This window comes from Actinomadura formosensis (assembly GCF_050948385.1).
Classification (GTDB): Bacteria; Actinomycetota; Actinomycetes; order Streptosporangiales; family Streptosporangiaceae; genus Spirillospora; species Spirillospora formosensis.
Map to the genome: position 1 here is coordinate 5593826 of NZ_CP192011.1, position 12223 is coordinate 5606048.

The 12223-nt window shown below is 72.4% G+C and carries 11 protein-coding genes; 6 read left to right on the forward strand and 5 right to left on the reverse strand.

Going from position 1 to position 12223, the window contains the following annotated elements; all coding sequences use genetic code 11:
- Window positions 1-110: 110 nt before the first annotated feature.
- Entirely contained in the window at window positions 111-872 is a 762-nt protein-coding gene (locus tag ACQP1N_RS26235; RefSeq protein ID WP_067797990.1) for an SDR family NAD(P)-dependent oxidoreductase, read from the reverse strand.
- Between the two features lie 248 nt (window positions 873-1120).
- On the opposite strand from ACQP1N_RS26235, the gene ACQP1N_RS26240 reads away from it, so the two are divergent.
- Window positions 1121-2722, forward strand: a complete 1602-nt coding sequence (locus ACQP1N_RS26240; RefSeq protein WP_433227306.1) for a class I adenylate-forming enzyme family protein — start codon at window positions 1121-1123, stop codon at window positions 2720-2722.
- A gap of 105 nt (window positions 2723-2827) precedes the next feature.
- Here ACQP1N_RS26240 and ACQP1N_RS26245 read toward each other — a convergent pair whose 3' ends face one another.
- Window positions 2828-4042, reverse strand: coding sequence for an NAD(P)/FAD-dependent oxidoreductase (locus tag ACQP1N_RS26245; RefSeq protein ID WP_067797996.1), 1215 nt, complete (start codon window positions 4040-4042; stop codon window positions 2828-2830).
- Between the two features lie 58 nt (window positions 4043-4100).
- Window positions 4101-5270: a saccharopine dehydrogenase family protein gene (locus ACQP1N_RS26250; RefSeq protein ID WP_433227309.1), complete on the reverse strand. Its 1170-nt coding sequence runs from the start codon at window positions 5268-5270 to the stop codon at window positions 4101-4103.
- A gap of 195 nt (window positions 5271-5465) precedes the next feature.
- Between ACQP1N_RS26250 and ACQP1N_RS26255 the strand changes: the two genes are divergently transcribed.
- A complete protein-coding gene (locus tag ACQP1N_RS26255) occupies window positions 5466-6110 on the forward strand; it encodes a TetR-like C-terminal domain-containing protein (RefSeq protein WP_084262882.1) in 645 nt (214 codons plus the stop codon).
- Window positions 6111-6134: 24 nt separating this feature from the next.
- Here the strand turns inward: ACQP1N_RS26255 and ACQP1N_RS26260 are convergent, their stop codons facing one another.
- Window positions 6135-7031 (reverse strand): LysR family transcriptional regulator, encoded by an 897-nt coding sequence (locus tag ACQP1N_RS26260; RefSeq protein WP_067798002.1) that lies wholly within the window; start codon window positions 7029-7031, stop codon window positions 6135-6137.
- Between the two features lie 70 nt (window positions 7032-7101).
- On the opposite strand from ACQP1N_RS26260, the gene ACQP1N_RS26265 reads away from it, so the two are divergent.
- The 3 genes from ACQP1N_RS26265 (at window position 7102) to ACQP1N_RS26275 (ending at window position 9982) form a co-directional block, all read left to right on the forward strand.
- Window positions 7102-8118: a YeiH family protein gene (locus tag ACQP1N_RS26265; protein ID WP_433227312.1), complete on the forward strand. Its 1017-nt coding sequence runs from the start codon at window positions 7102-7104 to the stop codon at window positions 8116-8118.
- Between the two features lie 34 nt (window positions 8119-8152).
- Window positions 8153-8662, forward strand: a complete 510-nt coding sequence (locus ACQP1N_RS26270; protein ID WP_433227314.1) for a DUF4240 domain-containing protein — start codon at window positions 8153-8155, stop codon at window positions 8660-8662.
- Between the two features lie 141 nt (window positions 8663-8803).
- The gene (locus ACQP1N_RS26275; RefSeq protein WP_433227316.1) at window positions 8804-9982 is read left to right on the forward strand and encodes a WD40/YVTN/BNR-like repeat-containing protein; all 1179 of its coding nucleotides are present in this window, start codon (window positions 8804-8806) and stop codon (window positions 9980-9982) included.
- Window positions 9983-9994: 12 nt separating this feature from the next.
- Here the strand turns inward: ACQP1N_RS26275 and ACQP1N_RS26280 are convergent, their stop codons facing one another.
- Window positions 9995-11416, reverse strand: coding sequence for an AAA family ATPase (locus ACQP1N_RS26280; protein WP_433227318.1), 1422 nt, complete (start codon window positions 11414-11416; stop codon window positions 9995-9997).
- Between the two features lie 133 nt (window positions 11417-11549).
- Between ACQP1N_RS26280 and ACQP1N_RS26285 the strand changes: the two genes are divergently transcribed.
- The gene (locus ACQP1N_RS26285) at window positions 11550-12188 is read left to right on the forward strand and encodes a GNAT family N-acetyltransferase (RefSeq protein WP_433227320.1); all 639 of its coding nucleotides are present in this window, start codon (window positions 11550-11552) and stop codon (window positions 12186-12188) included.
- Window positions 12189-12223 lie beyond the last annotated feature (35 nt).

The following is a 12223-nucleotide window of genomic DNA, read 5'->3' on the forward strand; positions in this document are numbered from 1 at the left end:
GGTACGGTCCAGCACCGGCGGTCCTCTGGTGACGCCGGCCGGTGGTGGTGACGGGAGGCGGTGACGGGAGGCGGTGACGGGGTGTGGTGAAGAGGTGAGGTGGGACGGGGTCAGCCGAAGTTGGCCTGGCCGCCGTCCAGCGGGATCGTCGCGCCGGTGAGGTAGCGCATGGCCGGCTGGACGAGCGCCACCACGGCCCGGCCGATGTCGGTTTCGCAGTCGCCGATGTAGCCGAGCGGGATCGTCTTGCGGAACTCCTCGGCCGCCTCGGGGTTGTTCTCCGCCCACCACTTCAGGCCCGGTGAGAGCGCGTGGGGGGCGATGTTGTTGGCGCGGATGCCGTCCGGGCCCCATTCGGCCGCGGCCGTCCGGGTCAGCGAGCGAAGGGCCTGCTTGGCGGCGGCGTAGGCGCCGTACGTGGCCGGGTCCCAGCGGACCATGGCGGACGTGACGAGGTTGATGATGCTGCCTCCGCCGCGCGCCTTCATGTGCGGGTGGCACGCCTTCATGAACGCGAACGCCGCGAACGGGCCGGTGACGAACCCCTTCTGGAACTTCGCGTCGCTCATCTCCAGCAGCGGGCCGTAGGAGCCGGAGTAGGCGTTGTTGACGAGGATGTCGATCCCGCCGAAGGTCTCGGCGATCCGCTCGACGACACCGGGGATCGCCTCGGTGCCGGCGATGTCGCACACGAACGGCTCCGCCTTCGCGCCCCGCTCGCGGATCAGCGCGCAGGTCGCGTCCAGTTTGGCGGCCGTCCGGCCGAGGACGGCGATCGCGGCGCCCTCGGACGCCAGCGCGAGCGCGATGCCCTGCCCGACGCCCTGGCCCGCTCCGGTGACGATGGCGACCTTGTCGCTGAGACTCTCCATGGGTACTCCTACTCAGTCCTGCTTGCGCGCCCAGCCCGGTCCGCCGGGTCATGCCCGGCCGGTCCGGTCTGCTCAGTCCTGGTGCGGTCATCGTGATGTGACGCGGCGCACGTAAAAGGTTCAGTCCCGCTCAGCGGGAACGCGTTCGTCACGGGACGCTCCGTGACGGTCCCGCTGAGCGGAATGCCCTGGTGAAGCCGGGGATGCGGCGGCCGACAATGAGCCGTCCGGCGAGGAGGAGGGGTCCGATGGAGACGATTCGGAAGCTGACCGGTCCCGGCGGCGAGTTCGAACTGAGGGAGGAGGACGTGCTCGGCGCGCGGCTGCCCATGTTCGCGGGCCGCGCCCGCAGCCTCGGCGAGGTGCTCACCCGCTCGGTGTCCTACGGCGACCGGGACTACCTCGTCACCGCGTCCCGCCGGATGAGCTTCGCCGAGCACGCCGCCGCGGTCGCGTCCATGGCCAAGGCGCTACGGGACGATCTGGGCGTGCGCCCCGGCGACCGCATCGCGATCAACGCCGCCAACAGCCCCGAGTGGATCGTGTCGTTCTGGGCGACGATCGCCGTCGGCGGCATCGCGGTCGGCTACAACGCCTGGTGGGCGCCGCGCGAGATCGAGTACGCGCTCGGGCACACCGACCCGAAGGTCGTCATCGCCGACGAGAAGCGGGCCGCGCTGATCTCCGAGGACGTGCTGACGATCGAGAAGGACGTCCCGTCCCTGATGGCCCGCTACCCGGACGCCCGCTTCGAGATACCGGAGGTCGCCGAGGACGACCCCGCGGTCATCCTGTACACGAGCGGCACGTCGGGACGGCCCAAGGGCGCCGTCCACTCGCACCGGAACCTCACCTCGGTGATCGAGTACCACCGGTTCAACGACGCCATGATGGCCGCGTTCGGCATGGACCCGTCGACGCGCCGCTACCTGCTCGCGCTGCCGCTGTTCCACATCGCGTGCCTGCACAACCTCGCCGTCCCGCGGCTCGCCACCGGCACCGCCGTGATCCTCCACGAGGGCGGCTTCGACGTGGACAGGGTGCTCGGCCTGGTCGAGAGGGAACGCGTCACGAACTGGGGCGCCGTCCCCACCATGGCGCACCGCATGGTCGAGCACGGCGACCTGTCGAAGTACGACCTGTCATCGCTCACCGCGTTCTCGCTGGCCACGGCGCCGTCCTCGCCCGCGTTCAAGGCGCGGCTCCAGACGGCGTTCCCGCCCGCGAAGGGCGGCCTCGTCGACAGCTACGGGCTGACCGAGTCGTGCACCGCCATCTCCACCGCCACCCCCGCCGATCTCGCCGAGGCGCCCGGGACGCTCGGCCGTCCCACGATCGGCGTCCAGCTGGAGATCCGGGACGCCGGCAACAGGCCGGTTCCGGAGGGCGTGGAGGGCGAGGTCTGCGTCCGCAGCGCCTACAACATGATCGGCTACTGGCGCGATCCCGAGGCGACGGCGCGGGCCTTCGACGAGGACCGCTGGATGCACACCGGCGACATCGGCGTGATCGAGCAGGGCCGGCTCCGCCTCACCACCCGCCGCTCCGACCTCATCATCCGCGGCGGCGAGAACGTCTACCCGGCCGAGATCGAGAACGTCCTCGCCGAATACACCGGGGTCCGGGAGTGCATCGTCATCGGCGCCCCGCACCCGGACCTCGGCCAGGAGGTCGCGGCGGTCGTGGTCGCCAACGGCCCGCCGCCTTCGCCGGAGGACCTGGCGGCCTTCGCCCGCGAGCGGCTCGCCTACTTCAAGGTCCCGACCCGCTGGCACATCACCGCCGACCCGCTCCCCCGCAACGCGACCGGCAAGGTCCTCCGCAAGCAGGTCGAGGAGGCGGTGTCCTGACCCTTCAGGACCGGCCGCGAAGGCCCCGGGCGAGTTCACCGACGACCGCACGGTCCTCGCCCGGGACCTCCCCGCCGGGGGGCCGGCCGGCCTCGACCGGGCGGCCTACAGCCATTCCGCCTGGAAGAGCTGGTGCGGGATGCCGTCGCTCCAGCGGCCGGTCGAGGCCAGGGACGCGGTGAGGCGGCCGAGTTCGTCGGCGGCCATGACACCGCGTTCGCCTTCGACGACGACGATGAGGTTCTCGTCGGCGTGGTCGATGTACGGGTGGCCGGTGTGGTTGCTGGAGACCAGGCATGGCCTCACCCGGGCCTGGCCGAACGCCGCGGCCGTTTCCGCGGGGAGCAGTTCCCGCAGGAGGGTGAGCGTCGGTGCGATGTCGTCGGTGGAGCCGCCGGTGCGGACCCACGCGGAGATCTCGTCGCGTGTGGTGAGGGGGTTGCCGAGCAGGCTGTCGCCAGAGCACTTGATGTACCAGCGGCCGTCGGGGTAGCGCAGTGGCGACATGACGATGCCGCCATAGAGGAGCTTCTGGCCGCGCTGCTTGAAGTACATGATCGCGGGCAGCTCGACCGCCGCCGGGTCGGGGACCTCGACCAGGACGACGGTGGCGCCGAAGGTGTCCATGGCGAGCCTGCGGGGCAGCAGGCCGCCCGCGTTGGTCGACGCTCCCGTGGCGACGACCACCGTGTTCGCGGTCCACGACGAGCCGGACCGGGCGGTCAGCCTCCGGCCGGGTCCCTCGGCCGTGATCGCGGTGATCTCGTCGCGGACGAGGGTGGCGCCGGCGGCCGTGGCGGCGGTGAGTTCGGCGGCGGTCAGGCCGCGCGGGTTGACGATCAGGGCGTCCCGCTGCACCACGCATTCGTGTCCCGGCTCGAAGGTCAGGCCCGGGTACCGGTCCCGGAGCCGGGCCGCGGAGAGGTGTTCGACGGGGTGCCCGACGTCCTCGGCGTTCCGCTTCAGCCTGCCGAGGTCGAACCACTCGGACGGCTCGCGGCCGTCGAGGGCGGCGGGCATGACGGCGAGCGAGTGGACCGGATGGGTGAACTCCACACCCGTGCGTTCCGTGAGTTCGCCGAACCGCCGTATCGAGCGGGCGGCGAGCAGCGAGGCGACGAGCGGGACTTCGAGGATGTGCCCGAGCCTGCCCTGGTCGTAGTGGCCGGACCACACGCCGTCGTGGCCGGCGTAGTCCGGGGGCTCCGCGGGGCCCACGATCAGGACGTGTGCGCCTTGGTCGGCGAGGTGCCGGGCGGTGGCGGCGCCGATGGGGCCGGCACCGACCACGGCGACGTCGAATCCGGTGGGTTGCTGCACGGGAATGCCTTTCGTTAGGGGGCGCCGGAGCACGGATCGGGGCTCTCGGGCCCCGGGCTCAGAACACGCGGCGGGTCTGGGCGGTGGTGTGATGCAGGGCGAGGCCGAGCCGCGGCATCACCTCGTGCAGGAACGGCTGCGGGTCCACGCACGCTTCGGGCGCGAGGACGCCGGTGCGGTCGATCTCGCCGTCGACGAGCCGCCGCAGGAAGGCCGCGGCGGGAATCGCGGTCATGTCGGCGCCGTCCTCCAGAACCCGGTTCGCCATGTCGTGGTGCGTCTCGATGACCACGGACGCGGCGGCGCCGTCCTTCTCGCCTTCGGCGCGGATGTGGAAGACCGAGCCGATCGGGGCGTCGGAGACGTCGATCTGGACGGCGCGCCCGCCTTCCGGTGTGCAGAAGTGGCGGGCGAGGAAGGACTGCGGCGACATGGGGAGGTCACCGCGTTCGGAGCTCATCAGGCCGAGTCCGGCAAGCCGCCGGTAGATCTCGTTGCCTTCGCTCTGCCACCAGGTGAACCGGCTGGTGGCCTCCTTGAGGCCGGGGATGAACCGGGGCAGCGTGATCGGTTCGGCGTGTCCGAAGTAGCCGAACTCGCGGCGGCCGTACGGGGCGAGCAGCTCGAACGTCTTTGGATCGCTCCAGGCGGGCACCTTGCGGTACTCGCCGTCGAGGAACTGGGTGATCTCGCCGCTGAGCGAGTGGAACATGTGCTCCAGGATGGTCGGCCCGAGGTTCGCGACGAACGGGAGGCCCATGACCACGTGGACGGCGTCCGCGCGGTCGAGCCCGTCGCACGCCCAGCGCGCCATGAGGTTGGTGGCGCCGGGCGCGACGCCGCAACCGGTGAGGACGGCGACGCCCGCGGCCTTCGCCCGCTCGTCGTACGCGGGGTCGGTCACCAGAGCCTCGGCGACGTCGAACTCGTCGCAGATGTCGATGTAGTGCGCTCCGGCGTCGATGGCGGCGCCGACGATCGGCAAAGCGAAGCGGTAGAACGGGCCCACGCCGTTGAAGACCACGTCGGCGTCCGCGACGACCGCGGCGATGCTCTCCGGGTCGGTCGCGTCGAAGCGTGCGTGCCGGGCGCCGATGGCCTCGCCGAGCGCCTTCGCGCGGCCGGCGTCGAGGTCGGCGACCACCAGGTCGCCGACGCCGTCGAACGCGGCGGCGCTGCGGGCGACCCGGCTCGCGACCGAACCGCAGCTGAGAATGGCGACCTTCATGTTTCCTCCGTGGAAAGGGCGATGGGGGCGGGGCCGGCGGGTGGCCGGGCATAAAGCCGCGCGTATAACCGTGGCCGTGGAACAGCCCCGAAGGCGATGCCGATCACGTCCCTGCGGCCTGGCCACCACGGGGCGTAGTTCATGATGGGACCAGGACAGCGCTAAAGTCAACAGTGAGACCCTTTAGGGGATGAGATGAGCGACGGCACCACCCGGCGGGCAGCCCCGCCCTCCCGTCCAGAGGGCGCGGCGCCAAGCGACGCCGCCCAGACGCCGCGTGAACGCGTTCGCACCGGCGGACGCAGCGAACGGGTCCGCCAAGCCGTCGCGCAAGCCGTCCTCGACCTGCTCGCCGAACGCGTCGTCGACTTCGGTCCCAGCGAGGTCGCCGCCCGCGCGGACCTCAACCGCAAGACCATCTACCGCTGGTGGCCCACGTTCGCCGACCTGGTCCGCGAGGGGCTCAACGCCCATTCACGCGGCGTCGAAGTGCCCGACACCGGCTCGTGGGAGCAGGATCTCCGCGAACTGGCGCACCGCCTCGCGCTGTTCTTCGCGAGCCCCGTCGAGGTCAGCACCAACGCGATCATCGCCTCGCGCCGCACACCCGAGTTGAGCGCGCTCATCTTCGAGCACTTCGAGCCGGTCCAGGAGTCCTGGCGCGCCGTCGTCACCCGCGGCATCGCCCGCGGCGAGGTCCACCCCGGCTGCGCGCCGGGGACGGTGCTGAACATGCTGGTGAGCCCGCTCATCCTCACCCCCCTCACGCTCCATCGAGCCGCGACGCGGCAGGAGGTCGACACCCTCGTGGACCTCGTTCTCCGCGCGACCCGTCCCTGAGCGACCCGTCCCCGAGCGGACCGTTCAGGGACGGCGGGTGTGGGACAGGAGCGCGGCGGCCGGCCCGGACGGGGTGGTGCCGGTCCGCCAGACGGCGCGCAGCGACCGCTCCAGCGTCACCCCGTCGATGGGGATTTCGGCGAGCACGCCGGTGGCCAGGTCGGCGGCCACGACGAGTTCGCTGATCAGCGCCGGGCCCGCGCCCGCGACGACCGCGTTCCGCACGGCGGTGCCCGAGCCGAACTCCAGGAGCGGCGGGGCGAGGCGCAGACCGTGCGCGGCCATCGCCTGAAGGGCGGCCTGCCGGGTGCCCGAGCCCGCCTCCCGGCTGATCAGCGGGGTGGCGGCGACCTCGGCGGGCGGGACGGGACGGTTCCGGCGCGTCCAGCGGTGGCCGGGCGGCGCGACGAGGACGAGCCGGTCCCGCGCGACGGTCCGGGAACGCAGCCCGGCCGGGCGGCCCGGCGACTCGATGAAGCCGATGTCGACCTCGCCCCGCCGCGCGAGCTCGCAGACGTGCGCCGAGTTCGTCACCCGCATGCCGACGTACAGGTCCGGGTCGGCGCGGCGCAGGTCCCCGATCCAGGCGGGCAGCAGGTGCTCGGCGATGGTGAGGCTGGCCGCGACGGTGAGGTTGCCGGTGTGCTCGCGGCGGAGCGCCTCGACGCCGTCGCCGAGCGCGTTCAGGGCGTCCAGGACGCGCTGCGCCCACCCGGTCACCAGCGTCCCGGCGGGGGTGAGGGACGAGCCGCGCCGGGTCCGCTCGACCAGCCGGACCCCGAGCCGGCGTTCCAGCCGGGCCAGCCGCTTGCTCGCGGACGGCTGGCTGATCCGCAGTTCCCCCGCGGCGGCCGTCAGGCTGCCCCGCTCGGCGACCAGGACGAGCAGCCGCAGCGAGTCGATGTCGGGGTGATAGGTCATGCCCGCAGGCTATGACGTAAGGCCGAACCGGCCGGTACCGGGACCGCGGACGGCGCGCAAGCCTCGAAGCATGAGCACAGTGGAGGCGGCTCGCCCGGAACGGGCGAAAGCATGGTGGGACCGGACGGGGCCCGGGATCGCGGTGGCGGCGGGCGGCGCGGCCGTGGCGATGGCGATCAACCGGCTCGTCCCCGCGCTGAGCGCACTGACCGTCGCGGTGCTCCTCGGCGTGCTGGCCGGCGGGGCGCTGCCCGCGGTGCTGTCCCACGGCCTGCGGTGGGCGACCCGCGCGTTCCTGCGCGCCGGCGTGGTCCTCCTCGGCCTGCAACTCAGCCTGACCGAGGTGGTGCGGCTCGGGCCCGGCATGGTCGCCGTGGTCGTGGCCACCGTCCTGCTCGCGTTCACCGGGACGCTCGCGCTCGGCCGGCTGACCGGCGTGCCGCGCGGCCTGGGGCTGATGGTCGCGACCGGGTTCTCGATCTGCGGGGCCTCGGCGATCGTGGCCATGGACAGCGTCGCCCGCGCCAGGAAGGAGGAGGTCGCGACCGCCGTCACACTGGTGACGATCTACGGCAGCGCCGCCATCGCCGCCGTCCCGTTCCTCGGTTCCCGCGTGTTCGGGCTGGAGCCCGAGACGCTCGGCATGTGGGCCGGGCTGAGCGTCCACGAGGTCGCCCAGGTCGTGGCGGCCGCGTCCCCCGCGGGCGCGGCGGCGGTCGGCACGGCCGTGATCGTGAAGCTGACCCGGGTGGTGCTGCTGGCGCCGATGGTGGCGGGGATGGGCGTCCTCGAACGCAGGGCCGGCCGTACCGCCGCCGGGAAGCGCCCGCCGATCATGCCCCTGTTCGTCGCCGGCTTCCTGGTCATGCTGCTGCTGCGCAGCGCGGACGTCGTGCCCGTCCCCGCCCTGACGGGGGCGAAGGACATCTCGACGGTGCTGCTGGCGGCGGCGATGTTCGGGCTGGGGACGTCCGTCCGTGTCGGCGCGCTGCTGCGCACGGGCCGGCGCGGCCTCCTCCTCGGCCTCCTTGCGACCCTCCTGGTCGGCGCGGTCTCCCTCACCGCCCTCACGATCATCGGCCGCTGAGAACTGTCGGAGGCGGATGGTCGACTGGTCGGCCATGAACGAAGAACACTTCTGGGACGTGATCGAGGCGGCCTGGGCGCCGCTGGGCGGCGGGGTGAACCGGGCGCGCCGGGCCCTCGCGACCCGTGACCCGGGCGGCGACGTCTGGGAGATGCCGGAGTTCGCCCGCGTCGAGAGCTCGCTGAAGGAGTTCCTGGAGAACCTCGCGGCCGCGACCGGGGACCTGTCCTCGGCGGAGCTGACCGACCTGGACCGGGTACTCGAACGCAAGCTCCACGACATCGACCGGGCCGACATCCACGCGGTGACGGACGGCTCCGACGACGGCTTCCTCTACGCCCGCGGCCTGATCGTCGCCCTCGGCCGCGCCTTCTACACCGCGGTGGCGGCCGACCCCCGCATGGCGGTGCCGGACGGCGAGTGCGAGGAGATGTGCTACCTCTTCGACCGCCTGCACCGCGAACGCTACGGGACGCACACCGAGACGGGCTCGGGCATCACCCGCGAATCATGCTCGAACCCGTCCGGCTGGCCCACCTCCTGATCGAGCCCCGCGAATTACAGTGCTGACTACCCGCTCGGGTCGAGTTTCCAGCATCCGGCACGGGCGACCCACGACTCCGACCATCCGATCGCTGGGAGGGAGACCGTCCGCTGAGGCGGTCTCCCGCATGAGAGGAGAACAATGCGTGCCTCACGCGCATGTACGCGCATCATGGCCGCGGGCACCACGGCGCTGGCCGTTGGCGGCCTGACCGGCGCACCCGCGCTGGCCGCGGACGCGCACCCGCCCGGCCGGGGCCGTCCGGTTCCCGCGGGCTTTCGCGCGCAGTCCACCACGTGGCCCTTACCTCGGTACGGCTGGGTGCTCGGCAGCGCGCCGTGTCCGACCGGGCAATGCACCACCGTCGTCACCACCCGGGACGGCGGCGGCACCTGGTCGGCGGTCGGCGCGCCGGCCGCGCCGCTCGCGCCACCCGGCGAAGCCGGCGTCACGGAGATCAGGTTCGCGGACCCCCGGCACGGCTGGGCGTTCGGGCCGTCCTTCTTCCGGACGTCCGACGGCGGACGCGACTGGCGCGAAGCCCCACTGCCCGGGAACGGACGGCGCGTGCTCTCCCTCGCCGCCGGCGCCGGAACCGTCTACGTCGCGGTCTCACCGTGTGCGCCGGGCGAGGAACCCTCGGCGTGCCGCAAGCCGCCCTCCGTCTGGCGCGCCGGTGTGCGTCACGGAAAGTGGCGGCGCGTCCCGGTGAAGCTGCCGGTCGGGGCCGCGGACGGCGTCGTCATCGCGCTGCACCACCGCACCGCCTACATCGCCGTGCCCGGTCCGGCGGGACAGCCCGACACGTTCTTCGCGAGCGTCACGGGACGCCGCTGGTCGCCCCGGCCGTCACCGTGCGACAAGCGGCAGGCCGAGGCGCTCGTGGACGTCGCGCCGATGCCGCGCGGCCGGGTGGCGTTGCTGTGCGTCGGCGACGCGGGCTTCTCGAAGGCCACCAAGCACGTCTTCCGCTCCGCCGACACCGCCAGAACGACGTCGGACGCGGGCACCACACCGCGGTTCGGCATCCAGTCCGGGCTGGCGGCCACCCCCGCGGGCACCCTCGTGGTCAGCTCCGTGTCCTCCGGGAGCTGGCTCTACCGCAACACCCGCGGCCGGAACTGGGGCACGGTCCTGGACATGGCCGACGGGGGCAGCGGCTGGAACGACCTGCTGTTCACCACCGGCAGGGACGGTTTCGTCGTGTACGGCCCGGCCGCCGGATCGGACCGGGCCGGCGTCCTGCTCGCCACTCACGACGCGGGCGGGCACTGGGCCCCGGTGAAGATCGGCCCCTCCGCGGCCGGAGGCGGCCGGTAGCCGCGGCTTCGATCATCGGCGCCAGGCGGCCATCACGTCGGCCGGGGTCCAGGTCAGGGCGACGCTGTCGGTGATGTCCGTACCGGAGAGCGAAACCACGACGAGCCCTGTGGTCGCCGGGTCCAGGCCGGGCACCTCGGTGGCGGCTCGGCGGAGGTTCGCCAGGTCGTGGTCGTCGAACGGGCCGTTGAGCCATTTGATCGAGCCGACGAAATGGATCCGGTTCGCCACGGGGGCGCGGTCGGCGCCGACGAGGTCGATTTCGGGATCGAAGCGGCGGTTCCACCAGCCGCCGACCGCTCCGACGTCCGGCCAGGGCAGGTCCGCCAGTTCCAGAGCCTGGCGGATCAGTGGTTCCACGGCCCGGCCGCGCCAGGACGTCCAGCGGCGTTCGATCAGCCGGAAACCCGCTTCCGGCCGTCCTCGGCGGGCCTGCTCGTGGGCCGCCCGGAGGACCGCCAGGTAGAGGCGCATGTTGCTGTCGGCGATCCGGTACAGGGCGGGTTTGCCCGGCTTCGTGGACAGGGGCTGGTCCGCGACGACGACGTGTTTCTCCCGGGTGAGCCGGCGCAGGAGAGGCGACAGGGTCCCCGACGGGAGCGCTTCGCCGCGGCCGCCGGCCGCGGCGGCGATGTTCGCGTGTGTCCGGTCGCCGGCGCCGATGGCCTCCAGGACGCGCCGCGCCGTGTCGGGGTTGGGGAACTCTGCTAGAAGGGACGCCTCCGGGACGCTGAACAGGGCCGCGGCCGGGTCGGCGCACTCGTCCCGTATGAAGTCCAGGGCGGGCGTGCCGTGGGGCCAGGTCCGGACGATGCCGGGCAGCCCTCCGGAGACAAGGTGCGCGTCGATGGCGTCGACGGCGTCCAGACCGAGCGCCTGACCCACGTCGGCCGGGTTCAGCGGGCCGAGCACCAGGTTGTCGGCGCGCCCGTAGAACGGGCGGTCGTAGGCGGTGAGGCGCTCCATCATGTGCAGATCGCTGCCGAGGAGCAGGAGCAGGACGGGCTTGGCCGACAGCAGCCGGTCCCACGCGGTCTGCAGTGCGCCGTCGAACACGGGGTCCTGCTCGGCGAGCCACGGCAGTTCGTCCAGCACGACGATGGACGGAGTGTCCGGCAGCGCCGACGCCAGGACCCTGAACGCGTCCGGCCAGTTGCCGCTGTCCAGCCGGGGGACGAGTTCGGGCTCGCTCGGCAGCGCCGACTCCTTGAGGTCGCGTGTGAACGCGGCCACCGCCTCGACGGGCGACGCCCCCTTGGTGGCGGCCGAGAAGAGGTACGGCACCCCGGCACGGTCGCAGAACTCCTGGACGAGCCGCGACTTGCCCACCTGGCGCCGCCCGCGCAGGGCGACCGCCGTCCCGGCACCCGTGGCCGCGACGCGCTCCAGGCGCTTGGCCAGGAGCCCCAGTTCGGTCTTCCTGCCGATGAACACTGCCGCACCCCAACTATGTAGCTCGAATCTACGTAGATTCAGTCTACATAGACCGTGGCGGCCCCGGACCGGGCCTGAATAATCGTGAGAAACTGTGCGATCTGACTGGTAGAGGCCGGGTACGGAGGATGTGGTGGAGGTCCGCTCTTTCACGGAGGCTGATCGCGGGGAGCTGCGTGAGCTGTTCGGCCGCGCCGGCGAAGGGTCCCCAAGCGCTTCCCTGTGGGGCCACGAGGATTCCGAAGCGGCCATCTACCTGAACCCGTACATGGACCTGGCACCGGATTCGCTCTTCGTCGCCGTGATCGACGGAGCCCTGGTCGGTTACCTGACGGGATGCCTGGACGGCTCGAAGTTCCCCACCGAGAGCGAGCGCATGAGCAAGGCCATTCGGGAGCACCGGCTGTTCTTCCGGCCCGGGACCGTCTTCTTCTTCGCCCGCGCGATGCTCGACACGGCGTCGGCCGCCCTCCGGCGGGAGCCCACCGCAGGAGACTTCCACGATGCCCGGTGGCCGGCGCACCTGCACATCAACGTGGCGCCGGAGGCGCGGGGCACCGGTGCCGCCGACGCGCTGATGAACCGGTGGTTGGACCGGCTCAGGGAAACCGGTTCGCCCGGATGCCACCTGCAGACCTTGACGGAGAACACCCGTGCCGTGCGGTTCTTCCGGCGCATGGGGTTCGCCGAACACGCTCCGACTCCGCTGGTCCCGGGCATCAGGTACGGCGGCGAGCGACTCCACCAGCAGACAATGGTCTGGAATCCGTAACCGGCTCCTGCCGGTCGCTCCGCCACCGCAACCCC

Excerpts from the sequence above, each read along its gene's own strand:
- ACQP1N_RS26235 (WP_067797990.1), bottom strand. The coding sequence starts at position 872 with ATGGAGAGTCTCAGCGACAAGGTCGCCATCGTCACCGGAGCGGGCCAG.
- ACQP1N_RS26240 (WP_433227306.1), top strand. The coding sequence starts at position 1,121 with ATGGAGACGATTCGGAAGCTGACCGGTCCCGGCGGCGAGTTCGAACTG.
- ACQP1N_RS26250 (WP_433227309.1), bottom strand. The coding sequence starts at position 5,270 with ATGAAGGTCGCCATTCTCAGCTGCGGTTCGGTCGCGAGCCGGGTCGCC.
- ACQP1N_RS26255 (WP_084262882.1), top strand. The coding sequence starts at position 5,466 with ATGAGCGACGGCACCACCCGGCGGGCAGCCCCGCCCTCCCGTCCAGAG.
- ACQP1N_RS26260 (WP_067798002.1), bottom strand. The coding sequence starts at position 7,031 with ATGACCTATCACCCCGACATCGACTCGCTGCGGCTGCTCGTCCTGGTC.
- ACQP1N_RS26265 (WP_433227312.1), top strand. The coding sequence starts at position 7,102 with ATGAGCACAGTGGAGGCGGCTCGCCCGGAACGGGCGAAAGCATGGTGG.
- ACQP1N_RS26270 (WP_433227314.1), top strand. The coding sequence starts at position 8,153 with ATGAACGAAGAACACTTCTGGGACGTGATCGAGGCGGCCTGGGCGCCG.
- ACQP1N_RS26275 (WP_433227316.1), top strand. The coding sequence starts at position 8,804 with ATGCGTGCCTCACGCGCATGTACGCGCATCATGGCCGCGGGCACCACG.